Here is a 14,690-nt window from a genome sequence, read left to right as displayed (position 1 = left end):
GACTTTCTGTAAAAATGAATAATAGTGATGAACTTGTTCAGTTTTGGAGAAAGGTATGGAGTTCAGTCAACTGCGCATCTTCCAGGCGGTGGCGGAGGAGGGCTCCATTACCCGCGCCGCCGAGCGCCTGCACCGCGTGCCGTCTAACCTGTCGACCCGGCTCAAGCAGATGGAAGAACAGCTCGGCATCGAACTGTTTGTGCGTGAACGCCAGCGTTTGCAGCTGTCTCCTGCGGGTAAAGTGCTGTTGGACTACAGCATCCGCCTACTGGCGCTGCACGACGAAGCCCACGGCGCCGTGCAGGGCGGGCAACCGGCCGGTGATTTTGTACTCGGCAGCATGTACAGCACGGCAGCGATTCACTTGCCGAAACTGTTGGCGCGTTATCACAAGGCCTACCCGAGGGTGAACCTGCAGGTGCAATCTGCGCCGAGCGGCGAGCTGCTGGAAGGCTTGATCACCGGACGGTTGGATGCGGCGCTGGTGGATGGCCCGCTGGCCCTGGCCACGCTGGACGGCGTGCCGCTTTGCGAAGAGCGCCTGGTGATCATTTGCGAAGCCGACCACCCGCCAGTACGCGGCCCCCAAGACGTCGCCGGCCGCTCGGTGTTCACGTTCCGCCGCAGCTGCGCCTATCGCGCCCGCCTGGAAAGCTGGTTTTCCCACGACCGCGTGGCCATGGGCCGGGCCATCGAGATTGAGTCTTACCAAGGCATGCTCGCGTGTGTCATCGCCGGTTCCGGCGTGGCGTTGATGTCCGAACCCATGCTCGACAGCCTGCCAGGCAAGGACAGCGTGTCCGTTCATCCGCTGACTGGGCCTTTTGCCACTGCTACCACCTGGTTGATGTGGCGAAAGGGTATGCTCGGCGCTAACCTCAATGCATGGATCGAGCTGCAGCAGTCGGACCGGGCAGAGTGCTTGCAAGACAGGCGTGAAATTGCTTGAACGATCCGACAGGATTCAGATCCATTCAGTAATAGTTCGTTGTGCTTTCGCACAAGCAATACGTAAGACTTAGCGCTACTATCAATGTAGGAAACGGCGACAGAACAGGCGCCTACTCGCATTACCCTCAAAGGGGGCAAATCATGAAAGAGAAAATTCAAACCTGGCTCCATGACCTTGGCGTTGCGCTGGGCTTGATCGAGCCTCCGCTGCAGCCGGTACCGATTCGTACCGATGATGAGCAACGCCGCCCTCGTCGGCGCTGATCCCAAGCCAACCCAGGATTCGTGTGGGAGCGGGCTTGCTCGCGATGCGGTGAGTCAGTCGATAGATAGTTGACTGGTTTACCGCATTCGCGAGCGAGTCCGCTCCCACATTTGTTTGTGTCAGGTATGAAAAGCGGTTACGCCACCTGGCTCCTTCACTTTCAACTGTCGGAATTGGACCACTCGTTCGTCAGAATTGGCTGGCTTACTCATTTTTTAGGATGAGCGTAGGTTGAATTCCGTTACGGAGCCATGCTCATGGTTCATGGGCTGTTGCAACGTTTATGGAACGGCCCATAAAGCGATCGGAATAGAAAAGCGCCTGCTTCCGTAACTCCAAACTTTAGAAAGCCTCTTTGCGAGGCGTGACTAGGTCAGAGTTATTGGAGACAACGCCATGACGCGCTCTTCCGTTCCGCCAGTCGCCGCATCCCTGATCGCCACACTCGAGAGCATTTTGCATATCGCGCCGGTGTCCAGAGCCTGGAAGGCTAACGCTCCCAGCAACATCGTGTTTCTCCCCCCGACAATAAACAAACAGGCGTTGCTCACACAGATCGGGCTTTTGCGTCCATCAACGATCGTTGTTGGGGACCAGGCCATGGATGCAGACGTCATAGACCTGTGGCGTACAGCCCACCCATTCGGAAACCTCCATCTGATACGCAGAGGTACGAGTCTGGATAAGGTGCGACTGGATCTGTGCGCATCCAGCGGCATTCAAGTGGTCAACACGCCTGGGGTCAACGCGCCGCATGTCGCGGCTTATCTGGTGCGCTGGCTGACACTCGCCGACGGTTCGCTACCCCGTGACATCCGCGTACTGGGATATGGCAATGTCGGTCAGGAACTCGTCAAGTTACTGCTTGAACGAGATCCGCAAGTTCGAATCAAGGTATTGAGCCGATACCGTCTGGCGCCTGACAGGAACGTAGTACAAAGCAGTCGAGTGTCATTTGTGGTGGATTGGTTGGAGGCGATGAGAGGGGCCAGTGCAGTCGCCCTCTGCTTGTCTTTGACGAATGACTCTACTCATCGCATTGACCGCGCTCTTATTCAATGTATGCACCCGCAGGCCCGCCTGGTTTGCGTCGCCAAACCGGACGTCTTCAGCGATGACGCTTTGCAGACCCTGGCGCAAGCCGAGGGCATCCAGCTTGTATTGGACTATGGGCCGGTAACACTGGACGCGTTTCGAGTGCGCACGCAAAAGCTCGGTTGCAGTGTCTCTACATGGCGCAACCCGGCGACGCTGACTGCGCAGGCGGCCACTACCGAAGCCTGCCAGTGCGATCTGGACTATGCGGTCTCCATTCAACTGAGCTTGACGGCCTTGCACGGCGTCGTCAGGCGCAAACTTGCGCAGTCATTGACGATCCCCTCTCAACAGATAGACCCCCAGGCGCCACGCGTATCGATCATCGGTAGAGGGATTAACGGCCTGTTCCAAGCCGTGATGTTTCGCCTGGCGAATTATCAGGTTGACGTATACGGCGGCAACCGGCAGAGCGACGGCGCCAGTCACAAGCGGGTAAACATGCGTCATCTGTCAGCGACGGAGACAACGGCAAAACCGCCGCATAACCCGTTCCTGCTGTCAGGAAACCAGCATCTGGCCGTTGAGTGCAATCGGGCAGGCATTGAACTGTTTGAAAAGCTTTTGGCCGATAACCCGTCGCTGGCACCCTGTGCACGCGCGCGGATTGTAAGAGCCTATAGGGACGATGCCACTGACGTAGAGGGCGCGATCCGCGAGCAACGCGATATCCAAGCAAGGCCTTGGCCGAGCGGCAAACCGGGAAGTGAAGTCGCAGAGATCAGCCAACGGCAATTCCAGGCAAGTTATGGCGTCCCTGGCGTCGGTCGGGCCGTGGAAGTATCGGGTTATGAGGTAGCGTTTAATGATCTGACGCGGGAGTTAGAGCGGCTGTTGCAGCGTTCGGGGGTTCAATTTCGGCCCCAGTATCTGAACCCGGTACAAATTGCCGAGCTGAGTAAAGATCACTTTGTCGTCACTGCCATGGGCGTAGAGGAACCCAATGTCATCGCGGTCATTGGCTGGTTTTTCAAACTGTGCGCCAAAGATAATGAAGGGGCCGAAATGTGCGGACTCAAGCTGCAGTACGATCTACCCATCGGTGTCATGAATTGCCGCCTGGACGGGGATCACATTCTGATCTCCGGCGGGCAGGTTGCGCCTGGGTCGACATTGGAGCACAAGGAACACGTACTCGAGGCGTGCCTTGCCGCTGTATCCCGGCACTTTCCACGGTCCTACCGCAATGCGGTCGAAAAGGGCGACCTGCAAATAATCGAATGTGCCAGGCCGGGCACCTCAGATGGACTGTCGATAGTGTATTGGTCCGCCCACCATCAAATCGCCGCCGGGGGAACCTATGCAGGGGGCACCACACAGGGATTGGTGTGGGCCTCTTTGGTTCAGGAAACGATTCAGGCCAGAGCGCATGAACGGTGAATGATAAAAAACCGGTGCGACATCCGCTGTCGCACCCGCTGAGGGAACCGCTCTAAAGCTGTTTACTTCAAGCCGTCCCCGCCACCACCGCCCCCGGTTTACGCGACAACACACTCACCAGCACAAAACTCACCAACGCCACCGCGAGGCTGTAGTAAATCGGGGTGTTTGCGTCCAGCCCATCCTTGAACATGAATACCAACGCGGTCACGAAACCCAGCGTCATCGAGGTGATCGCCCCGCAGGTGGTTGCACGCTTCCAGAAAATCGCGCCGATCAGCGGGATCAGCATGCCGCCTACCAACAGGTTGTAGGCCAGGGTCAAGGCGCTGATCACATCGTTCACCACCAGTGCGATACCCAGCACCGCTATCCCGGTCAGCAGGGTGAACAGGCGGTTAACGCCCAGGCTCGACTGTTTGCCACCGCGCAAGCGTGGCAGTAAGTCCTCGGTTAGTACGGTGGAGGCGGCGAGCAGCCCGGCGCTGGCGGTTGACATCATTGCCGCCAGGGCAGCGGCAATCACCAAGCCACGAATGCCGTCCGGCAGCGAGGCTTTGACGATGGCGGCGAACGCGTTGTTGACGTTATCCAGGTCCGGGATCAGCACATGCGCGGCCATGCCGATCAATGCGCACGCCAGGCCGTAAAGAATGCAGTAGAAGCCGGCGAATGTGCCTGCGTACTGGGCGACTTTTTCGTCACGGGCAGTGAATACGCGCTGCCAGATGTCCTGGCCGATGAGGATGCCGAAAAAGTAGATCATGAAGTAGGTGATGATCGTGTCCCAGCCGATCGTAGTGAAGCTGAAACTCGACGCCGGCAGCTTGGCCACCAGTTCGTCCCAGCCGCCGACGCGGTACAGGCAGATCGGCAGCAGGATAAACATCAGTCCGACGGTCTTGATCACGAACTGCACGATATCGGTCAGAGTCAGCGACCACATGCCGCCAATCGTCGAATACACCACGACCACGCCACCGCCCAGCAGCACCGAGATCCAGAACGGCAGGTCGAACAGCACCTGCAGGACGGTGCCGATCGCCAGGATCGAGGTCACCACGACCATCAGCGCGTAGGTCAGCATGATCACCGCGCTGGCCTGGCGCGCCATGGGGTTGTAGCGTTTTTCCAGGACCTGGGTGACGGTGAAGATTTTCAGTTTCAACAGCGGCTTGGCCAGGAACAGGTTCAGCGCAATGATCCCCGTGCCCAGCGCGGCGCACAGCCAAAAACCGGAAATGCCGTGCACATATCCCAGGCGCACGGTGCCAACGGTAGAGGCACCACCCAGCACCGTGGCGGCCATGGTGCCCATATAGAGAGACGGGCCGAGGTTGCGCCCGGCGACCAGGTAGTCTTCGTGGGTCTTGGCGCGGCGCATGCCGTAGTAGCCGAGCACGAGCATGCCGGCGGCGTAGATGAGTACGACGAATAAATCCAAAGCCATGACGGCGAGTCTCCGATTATTTTTTATTGTGCAGAAGGCGCTTGCTGTGGCGAGGGAGCTTGCTCCCGTTCGACAGCGAAGCTGGAGCCGGCTTTTTTAGGACCGCTTCGCAGTCCAGCGGGAGCAAGCTCCCTCGCCACAAACGTCGGCCCATAGACGGCAGCCGGTTCGGGAAACAGCCGCAGCAGGCTCAGATACACCACCGAGGCCAGGCCCAGCGTTACCGGCAAGCTGATGTCGATGCCCTCGGCCAGGTTGCCCAGCGGCCCGACGAACTGCCCCGGCAGGTTGACGAAGCACAGGCCCACCAGCGCGCTCGGGATCCAGGCCCCCAGCCCGCGCCAGTTCCAGCCATGGCTGAACCAGTAGCGGCCGCCGGTTTCGCCACGGGTGAACACCTGCAGGTCATCCGGGCAATAAAAGCCTCGGCGTACGATCAGGCCGATGATCATCATCACCATCCATGGGGTGGTGCAGGTGATGATCAGCACGGCGAAGGTCGACACGCTCTGCACCAGGTTGGCGGCGAAACGTCCGATAAAGATGAAGGCAATCGACATTACCCCGATCAGCAGCGTGGCCTTGACCCGTGACAGCAGGCGTGGAAACACGCTGGACATGTCCAGCCCGGTGCCATACAGCGAGGTGGTGCCGGTGGACATGCCGCCGATCACCGCAATCAGGCACACCGGCAGGAAGAACCAGCTCGGTGCCACCGCGAGCAAGCCGCCCACATAGTTGTTGCTGGCGATGTAGTCCGGTGCCTTGACGGCCACGATGGTCGCGGTAGCCAGGCCGAACAGGAACGGAATCAAAGTGGCAACCTGGGCCAGGACCACCGCCAGCATGATTCGGCGCTTCGGGGTGTGGCGCGGGATGTAGCGCGACCAGTCGCCGAGGAACGCGCCGAAGGAAATCGGATTGCTCATCGCCACCAGCGCGGCGCCGATAAACGCCGCCCAGAAACCGCTCTGACCGAGGGCGACGCTGCCGGCGAAGTGGCTGTCGAAGGCCGGCGCAAAGGCGAAGATCCCCAGCAGGAACAACAGGCTCGCGGCCCATACCGCAATCCGGTTGACCCACAACATGAAGCGAAACCCGTAGATGCACACCGTCAGCACCAGAAGGGCGAAGACGCCATAGGCCAGGCCCAGGGTCAGGTCGGATTCCGGCAGGCCGATCAGACGTTTCGCACCCCCCACCAGCGCATCGCCTGAACTCCACACCGACAGTGAGAAGAAGGCAATCGCCGTAAGCAGCGACAGAAACGAGCCGACAATCCGCCCATGCACGCCGAAATGCGCGCCGGAAGACACGGCGTTGTTGGTACCGTTGATCGGCCCGAACAGGCCCATGGGCGCCAGGATCACTGCGCCCATCAGCACGCCCAGCACAATCGCCCAGACCCCGGCCTGGAACGACAGGCCGAACAGCACCGGGAACGCGCCCAGCACGGCGGTGGCAAAGGTATTGGCACCGCCGAAGATCAGCCGGAACAGATCCTTAGGGGCGGCGGTGCGTTCGTGGTCGGGGATCTGTTCGACCCCGTTGGTTTCTATGGTGCGAATACTGTTTTGGTTGTTTTTATTATTCATGATCAGCTCCGATCACATTGGCTAAGGGGACGGCAGCCCTTCCGGCATAGTGGACAAATGTTCGTGACAGGCCAGCCACAGGCCTTGTTGTTGTTCTGTGCGCAACCCTTGCCGTGTGAAGACAATGGTCTCGCGTTCCTGGCTGAAGTAATGCTCCCCGTTCATGCGCAGCTCGGTGGCCACGTCATGCATGAAAATCGCCACGTCACCGTGCAGGCTGACAAAGGCGTTGCTCGAGGCGCACGACAGCACCTCGAACCCCTCGTCCCGGCGCCAGCTGTCCCACAACGCCTGGTAGGCATCGCGGCTGAGCAGTGGCTGGGGGAGGGTATGGAACACAAAACTCGCATCGGCCGTGAACGCGCCGAAGTAAGCAGCGCGGTCGTTGCGAGCGAAGGCCGAGACCAGCGCGGCCGCTGCCTTGAGCACCGCTTGCACGCTCATCAGCGATGTGCCACGCCAGGCAGCACGCAGAGCATCTCGTACAGCAGGTTGGCGCCGAGCAGTGAGGTATTGCCGGTGGTGTCGTAGGGCGGCGAAACTTCCACCAAATCACAACCAATCAAGTCCAGGCCCTGGCAGCCACGGATGATCTCGATCGCCTGAATGGTGGTCAGCCCGCCTATTTCCGGGGTGCCGGTGCCAGGCGCCCAGGCCGGGTCGATGCCGTCGATGTCAAAGCTCAGGTACACCGGGCCGCCGCCGACTTTTTCGCGCACTTCGGCCATCAACGGCGCGAGGGAGTGATGCCAGCATTCTTCCGCCTGGACTACGCGAAAGCCCTGTTTGCGGCTCCAGTTGAAGTCTTCGGCGGTGTAGCCCTGGGCGCGCAGGCCGATCTGCACCACCCGGTCGCAATCGAGCAAACCCTCTTCCACGGCGCGGCGGAAGGTAGTGCCGTGGGCGATTTTTTCGCCGAACATATGGTCGTTGACGTCGGCGTGGGCATCGATGTGCACCAGCCCGACCTTGCCGTGTTTCTTGTGGATGGCCCGCAGGATCGGCAGGGTGATGGTGTGGTCGCCGCCCAGGGTCAGGGGAATGACGTCGTGTTCGAGGATTTCATCGTAGGCCTCTTCGATGATGCGCACGGCGTCGAGCAGGTTGAAGGTGTTGATCGCCACATCGCCGATATCAGCAACCGAGAGCGAATCGAACGGCGCCGCACCGGTGGCCATGTTGTACGGGCGGATCATCACCGATTCGGCGCGGATTTCACGCGGGCCGAAGCGGGTACCGGCGCGCAGCGAGGTGCCGATGTCCAGGGGCACGCCGACAAACGCGGCGTCCAGGCCCTTGGCCGTTTGCAGGTGGGGCAGGCGCATCATGGTGGCGATGCCGGCGAAGCGCGGCATTTCGTTGCCGCCCAGTGGTTGGTGGAAAATCTTGTCCACGGGATTGCCTCATCGTTGTTGTGGTTATCTGGGGGCCGATTCTGCGAAATACATGGAAACGAAAGAATCGCCACGGGCAAATACTTAGTTCAGATTTTTCTAAACTAAAGCCTGGGGTAGACTGCGCTGCTTGAGCTGAATCCGGAGAACCCATGGCCAGCGCTTTGCCCGACCTGAAACTCCTGCGCATCTTCGTCAGCATCGTGCGCCACCAGGGGTTCGCCAATGCCCAGCACGAACTCAACCTGTCGACGTCAGCCATCAGCACCTACATGAGCCAGCTGGAAGCGGCGCTGGGCCTGGTGCTGTGCCACCGCGGGCGGGGCGGCTTCAGCCTGACCAGCAAGGGCGAGCTGTTTCATCAGGAAACCTTGCGTTTATTGGCCGAGCTGGAAGGCTTCGAGCAATATGCCGCCGCGTTGAAGGGCGAGTTGCGCGGCACCCTCAAGCTCGGTGTGCTCGACTCCACCGTCAGCGATAAAGCCCTGCCGTTCGCCGAGGTGATTGGCGCCTACAGCCTCGAACATCCAGCAGTACATTTGCATCTGTCGGTGATGAGCCCTTATGAACTGCAACTGGGGGTGCAGGACAATCGCCTGGACCTGGCCATCGGCGCGTTCTCCAACCGCATGAGCGGGCTGATCTATATGCCGTTGTACCGCGAGCAGCACTGGCTGTATTGCAGCACCCGGCATCCGTTGTTCAACGAGCGGCGCATCCCCGAGCAGGTCATCACCCAGCAACGCATGGTCGGGCGCGGCTACTGGAGCCAGGCCGAACTGGCGCGCCATGGCTTCAAGCACAGTGCCGCGACGGTGGAAAGCATGGAGGCGCAGCTGATCCTGGTACTGTCGGGCGCCTACATCGGCTATTTACCCGAGCACTACGCGCAAGCCTGGGCCGACAAGGGCGACCTGCGCGTGCTGCTGCCGGCGACCTTTGGCTACCAGGCGCCGTTTTCGATGATCATGCGTCGGGGGCGCAGCCGCGAGCCGCTGATCCAGACCTTCCGCGATTTACTCAAAGCCCAGCTCAACCAGGCCTGAAAACCATGTCCAGACCCCAGTGTTCCCGTTGCCTGAGACCTCTCAGCCACTGTTTGTGCTCGCTGATCCCCAGCCTCGACAGTCGCACCCGCGTGCTGCTGTTGCAGCATCCGAGCGAGGTCAACCATGCGCTCAATACAGCGCGATTGGCGGCGTTGGGGCTGAACAATGCGCAGTTGGTGGTGGGGGAGGTGTTCGAGGATCTGGCGACGTTATTGAGCCCGCCCGGTTATCAGGCGCGTCTGCTGTTCCCGGCCGATGATGCGCAGCCTTTGCAAGCCTATACGCCTGGTGATCAGCCGTTGCTGCTGGTGGTGCCCGATGGCACCTGGCGCAAGGCGCGCAAGCTGCTGCACCTCAACCCTTTGCTGGCAGCGTTGCCTCGGGTGACGCTGGCCAACGGCGGCGTCTCCCGGTATCGCTTGCGCAAGGCGCCGGGGCCTGGAGCCTTGTCGACGGTCGAAGCGATCGTGCAAGCGTTGCAGGTACTGGAAGCGCCGACATCGTTTGAGCCGCTGTTGAAACCCTTTGAAGCATTGATCGAGGGGCAGATTGCGGCGATGGGGGAAGAGGTTTTTCAGAGAAATCATGGCGGTGGGGACTAGGGCCCGGTCGGTTATCGAGGTGCGGCCATCGGGGGCAAGCCCCCTCCCACATTCGACCGCATGCTCATGTTGGAACGCGATCAACTGTGGGAGGGGCTTGCCCCCGATGGCGCCCTCATAGGCACCACACCTCTGCCTTATTCCTATAAGCCATAAGCACCGCACTTTGCGTGATATGGCCCGCCGACCTTTCCCGGTATGATGTGCGCCCCGCAGTCTGGATTGCGAATACGCCATGACCTTGCAGTACCCTACAATCGCCGATTGCGTCGGCAATACCCCCCTGGTCCGCTTGCAACGCATGGCGGGTGAAACCAGCAATACTTTGTTGCTCAAGCTTGAAGGCAACAACCCCGCCGGTTCCGTCAAGGACCGCCCGGCGTTGTCGATGATCACCCGCGCCGAACTGCGCGGGCAGATCAAGCCGGGCGACACGCTGATCGAAGCCACCTCGGGTAATACCGGGATCGCCTTGGCCATGGCCGCCGCGATCAAGGGTTACAAGATGGTGCTGATCATGCCCGACAACGGCAGCGCCGAGCGCAAGGCGGCGATGACCGCCTATGGCGCCGAACTGGTGCTGGTCACCCAGGAAGAAGGCATGGAAGGCGCCCGCGATCTCGCCGAACGCATGGCCGCCGAAGGCCGTGGCGTTGTGCTGGACCAGTTCGCCAACGGGGATAACCCCGAAGCGCACTACACCAGCACCGGCCCGGAAATCTGGCGCCAGACCCAGGGCACCATCACCCATTTCGTCAGCTCCATGGGCACCACCGGCACCATCATGGGCAATTCGCGCTACCTCAAGGAGCAGAACCCGGCGATTCAGATCGTCGGCCTGCAGCCGATGGAAGGTGCGGCCATCCCCGGTATCCGGCGCTGGCCCGAAGAGTACTTGCCGAAGATCTACAACGCCGCGCGCGTGGACCGCATCATCGACATGGCCCAGCGCGAAGCCGAAGACACCACCCGGCGCCTGGCGCGTGAAGAGGGGATCTTCTGCGGCGTGTCGTCCGGCGGCGCCGTGGCCGGTATGTTGCGCCTGTCCAGGGAAGTTGAAAACGCGGTGATCGTCGCGATCATCTGTGACCGAGGCGACCGTTACCTGTCGACCGGCATCTTCGACGAACCCAACTGATGGCCAAGCACGAGAGAGGCCTGCGCTTCCAACCGACGGGCGGCAGCCGGGCCCCGCAGATTCCAGTGGGCAAGAAGCAGCGCCTGACCATCGAACGCCTGGCCAACGACGGTCGCGGCATCGTGTTCTTCGAAGGCCGCACCTGGTTCGTCAACGGTGCGCTGGCCGGCGAGGAGGTGGAAGCGCGGGTGCTCGGCGCCCACGGCAAGGTGGTCGAAGCGCGTACCGAGCGCGTGTTCAAGGCCGGCGAACTGCGCCGCCCGGCACCTTGCGCGCACTTTGGCCGCTGTGGCGGCTGCAGCGTGCAGCATTTGCCTCACGACGAACAGCTTGCCCTGAAACAGCGCATGCTCGCCGAGCAATTGTCGCGCGTGGCCGGTGTCGAACCGCAAGAATGGGCCGCGCCCTTGAGCGGGCCGGAATTCGGCTACCGCCGTCGTGCCCGCGTGGCCGTGCGCTGGGATGCCAAGGCGAAACAACTCGAGGTGGGTTTCCGCGCGGTGGCCAGCCAGGACATCGTCGCCATTGATGATTGCCCGGTACTGGTACAGGCCTTGCAACCGATCATGCAGCGTCTGCCGAACATGCTGCGCCGCTTGAGCAAACCTCAGGCTTTGGGGCATGTGGAGCTGTTCAGCGGCTCGTCCATCGCCGTGTTGCTTCGACATATGGCACCGCTGTCTGACGCGGACATGCAGGTACTGCAGGAATTTTGCAGCTTCCATGACGCCCAGTTGTGGCTGCAGGGCGAGGGGCCGCCGCAACCGGTCGAGCCGGGCAGGGCGCTCGGTTTCCGCCTTGAGGCGTGGGATTTGGAGCTGGCTTACCGGCCGGGAGATTTTGTGCAGGTCAACGCCGGGGTCAACGAGGCGATGGTCGCCCAGGCCCTGCAATGGTTGGCGCCGCAACCCGATGAGCGGGTGCTGGACCTGTTTTGCGGGCTGGGCAATTTTGCCCTGCCACTGGCCCGGCAGGTACGCGAAGTCGTTGCGGTGGAAGGCGTTCAGGCTATGGTGGAGCGCGCTGCAGAGAATGCCATCAGCAATAATTTGCATAATGTGCAGTTTTTTCAGGCCGATTTGTCCCAGCCCCTGACCGACGCGGAATGGGCCAAACAGGGCTTTTCTGCGGTACTCTTGGACCCACCCCGCGATGGTGCCCAGGAGGTTGTGCGCAAACTGGCCGCCCTGGGAGCCAGGCGCCTGGTGTATGTGTCCTGCAACCCCGCCACGCTGGCGCGGGACACGGTTGAGTTGGTCAAGCAAGGTTACCGGCTAAAGCGTGCCGGGATCCTCGACATGTTTCCGCAGACAGCGCATGTCGAGGCCATGGCGTTATTTGAAGCGGGCTAGGATGCCCGTTTAATCCGACTGGCCTGCAGTCTCCAGGGCCGTGAACGGCCAGGGAGCCTGCAGCAAGGTCGGCGATGATTTTTGGCGCATCCAAGGTGCGTCGTAGGGAAGGTAAGCAAGATGGTACAGGTGAGAGCACACCAGCCGATCAACACCGACGGCAGTATCAATCTCGAGGCATGGCTGGATCATGCCGTCAGTGTCGACCCGGCACTGGACCGTGAAGCCTTGAAAGCAGCCTGCGAGTTCGCTCGTGAGTCTGAACAACAGGACAATGCGGCCAAGAACCTGTGGGCGGAAGGCACGTCGAGCTTTCGTACCGGGTTGGAAATCGCCGAGATCCTTGCCGATCTCAAGCTGGACCAGGATTCGCTGATCGCCGCCGTGCTCTATCGCGGTGTGCGTGAAGGGCATATCCCGTTGCCGACCGTCGGCCAGCGTTTCGGCGCCGTGGTGGCCAAGCTGATCGACGGCGTGCTGCGCATGGCGGCCATCAGTGCCAGCCTCAGCCCGCGCCAATCGATGGTGCTGGGCACCCAGGGCCAGGTGGAAAACCTGCGCAAGATGCTGGTAGCGATGGTCGACGACGTGCGCGTCGCGCTGATCAAGCTGGCCGAACGTACCTGCGCGATCCGTGCGGTGAAAACCGCCGATGACGAGAAGCGCAACCGCGTCGCCCGCGAGGTCTTCGACATCTACGCGCCGCTGGCGCACCGCCTGGGTATCGGTCATATCAAATGGGAGTTGGAGGACCTGTCCTTCCGCTACCTCGAACCCGATCAATACAAACAGATCGCCACGCTGCTGCACGAGCGGCGGCTCGACCGCGAGCGCTTTATCAGCGACGTGATGGGCCAGTTGCGCGCCGAGTTGCAGGCCACCGGCGTCGATGCCGACATCAGCGGCCGCGCCAAGCACATCTATTCGATCTGGCGCAAAATGCAGCGCAAGGGCCTGGCGTTCAGCCAGATCTACGACGTACGCGCCGTGCGTGTGCTGGTGCCGGAAATGCGCGATTGCTACACCGCGCTGGGTATCGTGCATACCCTGTGGCGGCATATTCCCAAAGAGTTCGACGACTACATCGCCAACCCCAAGGAAAACGGCTACCGCTCGCTGCACACGGCGGTGATCGGCCCTGAAGGCAAGGTGTTGGAAGTGCAGATCCGCACCCACGCCATGCACGAAGAGGCGGAGTTGGGCGTATGCGCGCACTGGCGTTACAAGGGCACCGACGTCAAGGCCGGTTCCAACCAGTACGAAGAGAAAATCTCCTGGTTGCGCCAGGTGCTGGAATGGCACGAAGAACTCGGCGACATCGGCGGCCTGGCCGAACAGTTGCGCGTGGATATCGAACCGGACCGGGTCTACATCTTCACCCCCGACGGCCACGCTATCGATTTGCCCAAGGGCGCCACGCCACTGGACTTCGCTTACCGCGTGCACACCGAAATCGGCCACAACTGCCGGGGCGCCAAGATCAACGGGCGCATCGTGCCACTCAACTACAGCCTGCAAACCGGTGAGCAGGTCGAGATCATCACCAGCAAGCACGGCACGCCGAGCCGCGACTGGCTGAACCCGAACCTGGGTTACATCACCACCTCGCGGGCGCGGGCGAAGATCGTGCACTGGTTCAAACTGCAGGCCCGCGACCAGAACGTCGCCGCCGGCAAGACCCTGCTCGAACGCGAACTGGCGCGCCTGGGCCTGCCCCAGGTGGACTTCGACAAGCTGGCCGAAAAGGCCAACATGAAGATCGCCGAAGACATGTTCGCCGCCCTCGGTGCCGGCGACCTGCGCCTGGCGCAACTGGTCAACCTGGCCCAGCAACTGGTGGAGCCGGAGCGCGGCAACGAACAGCTGGAACTGATCCCGCGCAAGGCCACCGGCTACAAGCCTGGCAAACGTGGCGATATCCAGATCCAGGGCGTGGGCAACCTGATGACGCAAATGGCCGGCTGCTGCCAGCCGTTGCCGGGCGACGCCATCGTCGGCTACATCACCCAGGGACGCGGGGTGAGCATTCACCGCCAGGACTGCGCCTCGGTGCTGCAGCTGGGCGGGCGCGAGCCGGAGCGGATCATCCAGGTCAGCTGGGGCCCGGTGCCGGTGCTCACGTACCCGGTGGACATCATCATCCGTGCCTACGACCGCTCCGGTCTGCTGCGCGACGTCTCGCAGGTGCTGCTCAATGAGCGGATCAACGTGCTGGCGGTCAACACCCGCTCGAATAAAGAGGACAACACCGCGTTGATGTCCCTGACCATCGAGATTCCGGGGCTGGACGCGCTGGGGCGGTTGCTGGGGCGGATATCGCAGTTGCCGAACATCATCGAGACGCGGCGTAATCGCACTCCATGAACGCGGTTTAAAATGTGGGAGGGGGCTTGCCCCCGATGAGGGAGGATCAGTCAGC

The 14,690-nt window shown here is 61.3% G+C and carries 12 protein-coding genes; 8 read left to right on the top strand and 4 right to left on the bottom strand.

Annotation, left to right across the window (positions count from 1 at the left end; all coding sequences use genetic code 11):
* Window positions 1–55: 55 nt before the first annotated feature.
* From C4J92_RS18875 to C4J92_RS18870, 3 genes are all read left to right on the top strand, one after another.
* Complete coding sequence (locus tag C4J92_RS18875; protein WP_124404902.1) at window positions 56–949, top strand: LysR family transcriptional regulator; 894 nt, start codon at window positions 56–58, stop codon at window positions 947–949.
* Window positions 950–1,092: 143 nt separating this feature from the next.
* The gene (locus tag C4J92_RS27260; RefSeq protein WP_017737772.1) at window positions 1,093–1,215 is read left to right on the top strand and encodes a PA1414 family protein; all 123 of its coding nucleotides are present in this window, start codon (window positions 1,093–1,095) and stop codon (window positions 1,213–1,215) included.
* Window positions 1,216–1,612: 397 nt separating this feature from the next.
* A complete protein-coding gene (locus tag C4J92_RS18870; protein ID WP_124404901.1) occupies window positions 1,613–3,691 on the top strand; it encodes an FAD-dependent oxidoreductase in 2,079 nt (692 codons plus the stop codon).
* Window positions 3,692–3,758: 67 nt separating this feature from the next.
* Here C4J92_RS18870 and C4J92_RS18865 read toward each other — a convergent pair whose 3' ends face one another.
* Genes C4J92_RS18865 through speB form a run of 4 tightly spaced genes read right to left on the bottom strand, consistent with a single transcriptional unit; the run spans window position 3,759 to window position 8,130 of the window.
* Entirely contained in the window at window positions 3,759–5,141 is a 1,383-nt protein-coding gene (locus tag C4J92_RS18865; RefSeq protein WP_124404900.1) for a sodium:solute symporter, read from the bottom strand.
* 23 nt (window positions 5,142–5,164) lie between these two features.
* Window positions 5,165–6,736, bottom strand: coding sequence for a cytosine permease (locus tag C4J92_RS18860; protein ID WP_124404899.1), 1,572 nt, complete (start codon window positions 6,734–6,736; stop codon window positions 5,165–5,167).
* A gap of 21 nt (window positions 6,737–6,757) precedes the next feature.
* A complete protein-coding gene (locus C4J92_RS18855; protein WP_124404898.1) occupies window positions 6,758–7,180 on the bottom strand; it encodes a nuclear transport factor 2 family protein in 423 nt (140 codons plus the stop codon).
* A complete protein-coding gene (gene speB / locus C4J92_RS18850) occupies window positions 7,180–8,130 on the bottom strand; it encodes an agmatinase (protein WP_065909690.1) in 951 nt (316 codons plus the stop codon). The genes C4J92_RS18855 and speB overlap by 1 nt, the downstream gene beginning before the upstream one ends.
* Before the next feature lie 152 nt (window positions 8,131–8,282).
* Here speB and C4J92_RS18845 point away from each other — a divergent pair, with 152 nt between their 5' ends.
* The 5 genes from C4J92_RS18845 (at window position 8,283) to relA (ending at window position 14,635) form a co-directional block, all read left to right on the top strand.
* Window positions 8,283–9,176, top strand: coding sequence for a LysR family transcriptional regulator (locus C4J92_RS18845; protein WP_124404897.1), 894 nt, complete (start codon window positions 8,283–8,285; stop codon window positions 9,174–9,176).
* Between the two features lie 5 nt (window positions 9,177–9,181).
* Window positions 9,182–9,781 carry a tRNA-uridine aminocarboxypropyltransferase gene (locus C4J92_RS18840; RefSeq protein WP_124404896.1) on the top strand — a complete coding sequence of 200 codons (600 nt, stop codon included), beginning with the start codon at window positions 9,182–9,184 and terminating at the stop codon, window positions 9,779–9,781.
* Window positions 9,782–10,016: 235 nt separating this feature from the next.
* Window positions 10,017–10,919 (top strand): cysteine synthase CysM, encoded by a 903-nt coding sequence (cysM, locus tag C4J92_RS18835; RefSeq protein WP_124371454.1) that lies wholly within the window; start codon window positions 10,017–10,019, stop codon window positions 10,917–10,919.
* The gene (gene rlmD, locus C4J92_RS18830; protein ID WP_124404895.1) at window positions 10,919–12,271 is read left to right on the top strand and encodes a 23S rRNA (uracil(1939)-C(5))-methyltransferase RlmD; all 1,353 of its coding nucleotides are present in this window, start codon (window positions 10,919–10,921) and stop codon (window positions 12,269–12,271) included. Before cysM ends, rlmD begins: the two co-directional genes overlap by 1 nt.
* Before the next feature lie 120 nt (window positions 12,272–12,391).
* The gene (gene relA / locus C4J92_RS18825; protein ID WP_124363838.1) at window positions 12,392–14,635 is read left to right on the top strand and encodes a GTP diphosphokinase; all 2,244 of its coding nucleotides are present in this window, start codon (window positions 12,392–12,394) and stop codon (window positions 14,633–14,635) included.
* Window positions 14,636–14,690 lie beyond the last annotated feature (55 nt).

It is taken from the genome of Pseudomonas sp. R3-18-08 (assembly GCF_003852065.1).
Classification (GTDB): domain Bacteria; phylum Pseudomonadota; class Gammaproteobacteria; order Pseudomonadales; family Pseudomonadaceae; genus Aquipseudomonas.
The sequence above is the reverse complement of the archived record's forward strand: the minus strand, read 5'-3'. Positions and strand labels throughout refer to the sequence as shown.

Bases quoted from the DNA above. Each gene is read 5' to 3' on its own strand.
- C4J92_RS18875 (WP_124404902.1), top strand. From the start codon at position 56: ATGGAGTTCAGTCAACTGCGCATCTTCCAGGCGGTGGCGGAGGAGGGC.
- C4J92_RS27260 (WP_017737772.1), top strand. From the start codon at position 1,093: ATGAAAGAGAAAATTCAAACCTGGCTCCATGACCTTGGCGTTGCGCTG.
- C4J92_RS18870 (WP_124404901.1), top strand. From the start codon at position 1,613: ATGACGCGCTCTTCCGTTCCGCCAGTCGCCGCATCCCTGATCGCCACA.
- C4J92_RS18865 (WP_124404900.1), bottom strand. From the start codon at position 5,141: ATGGCTTTGGATTTATTCGTCGTACTCATCTACGCCGCCGGCATGCTC.
- C4J92_RS18860 (WP_124404899.1), bottom strand. From the start codon at position 6,736: ATGAATAATAAAAACAACCAAAACAGTATTCGCACCATAGAAACCAAC.
- C4J92_RS18855 (WP_124404898.1), bottom strand. From the start codon at position 7,180: ATGAGCGTGCAAGCGGTGCTCAAGGCAGCGGCCGCGCTGGTCTCGGCC.
- C4J92_RS18845 (WP_124404897.1), top strand. From the start codon at position 8,283: ATGGCCAGCGCTTTGCCCGACCTGAAACTCCTGCGCATCTTCGTCAGC.
- C4J92_RS18840 (WP_124404896.1), top strand. From the start codon at position 9,182: ATGTCCAGACCCCAGTGTTCCCGTTGCCTGAGACCTCTCAGCCACTGT.
- cysM (WP_124371454.1), top strand. From the start codon at position 10,017: ATGACCTTGCAGTACCCTACAATCGCCGATTGCGTCGGCAATACCCCC.
- rlmD (WP_124404895.1), top strand. From the start codon at position 10,919: ATGGCCAAGCACGAGAGAGGCCTGCGCTTCCAACCGACGGGCGGCAGC.
- relA (WP_124363838.1), top strand. From the start codon at position 12,392: ATGGTACAGGTGAGAGCACACCAGCCGATCAACACCGACGGCAGTATC.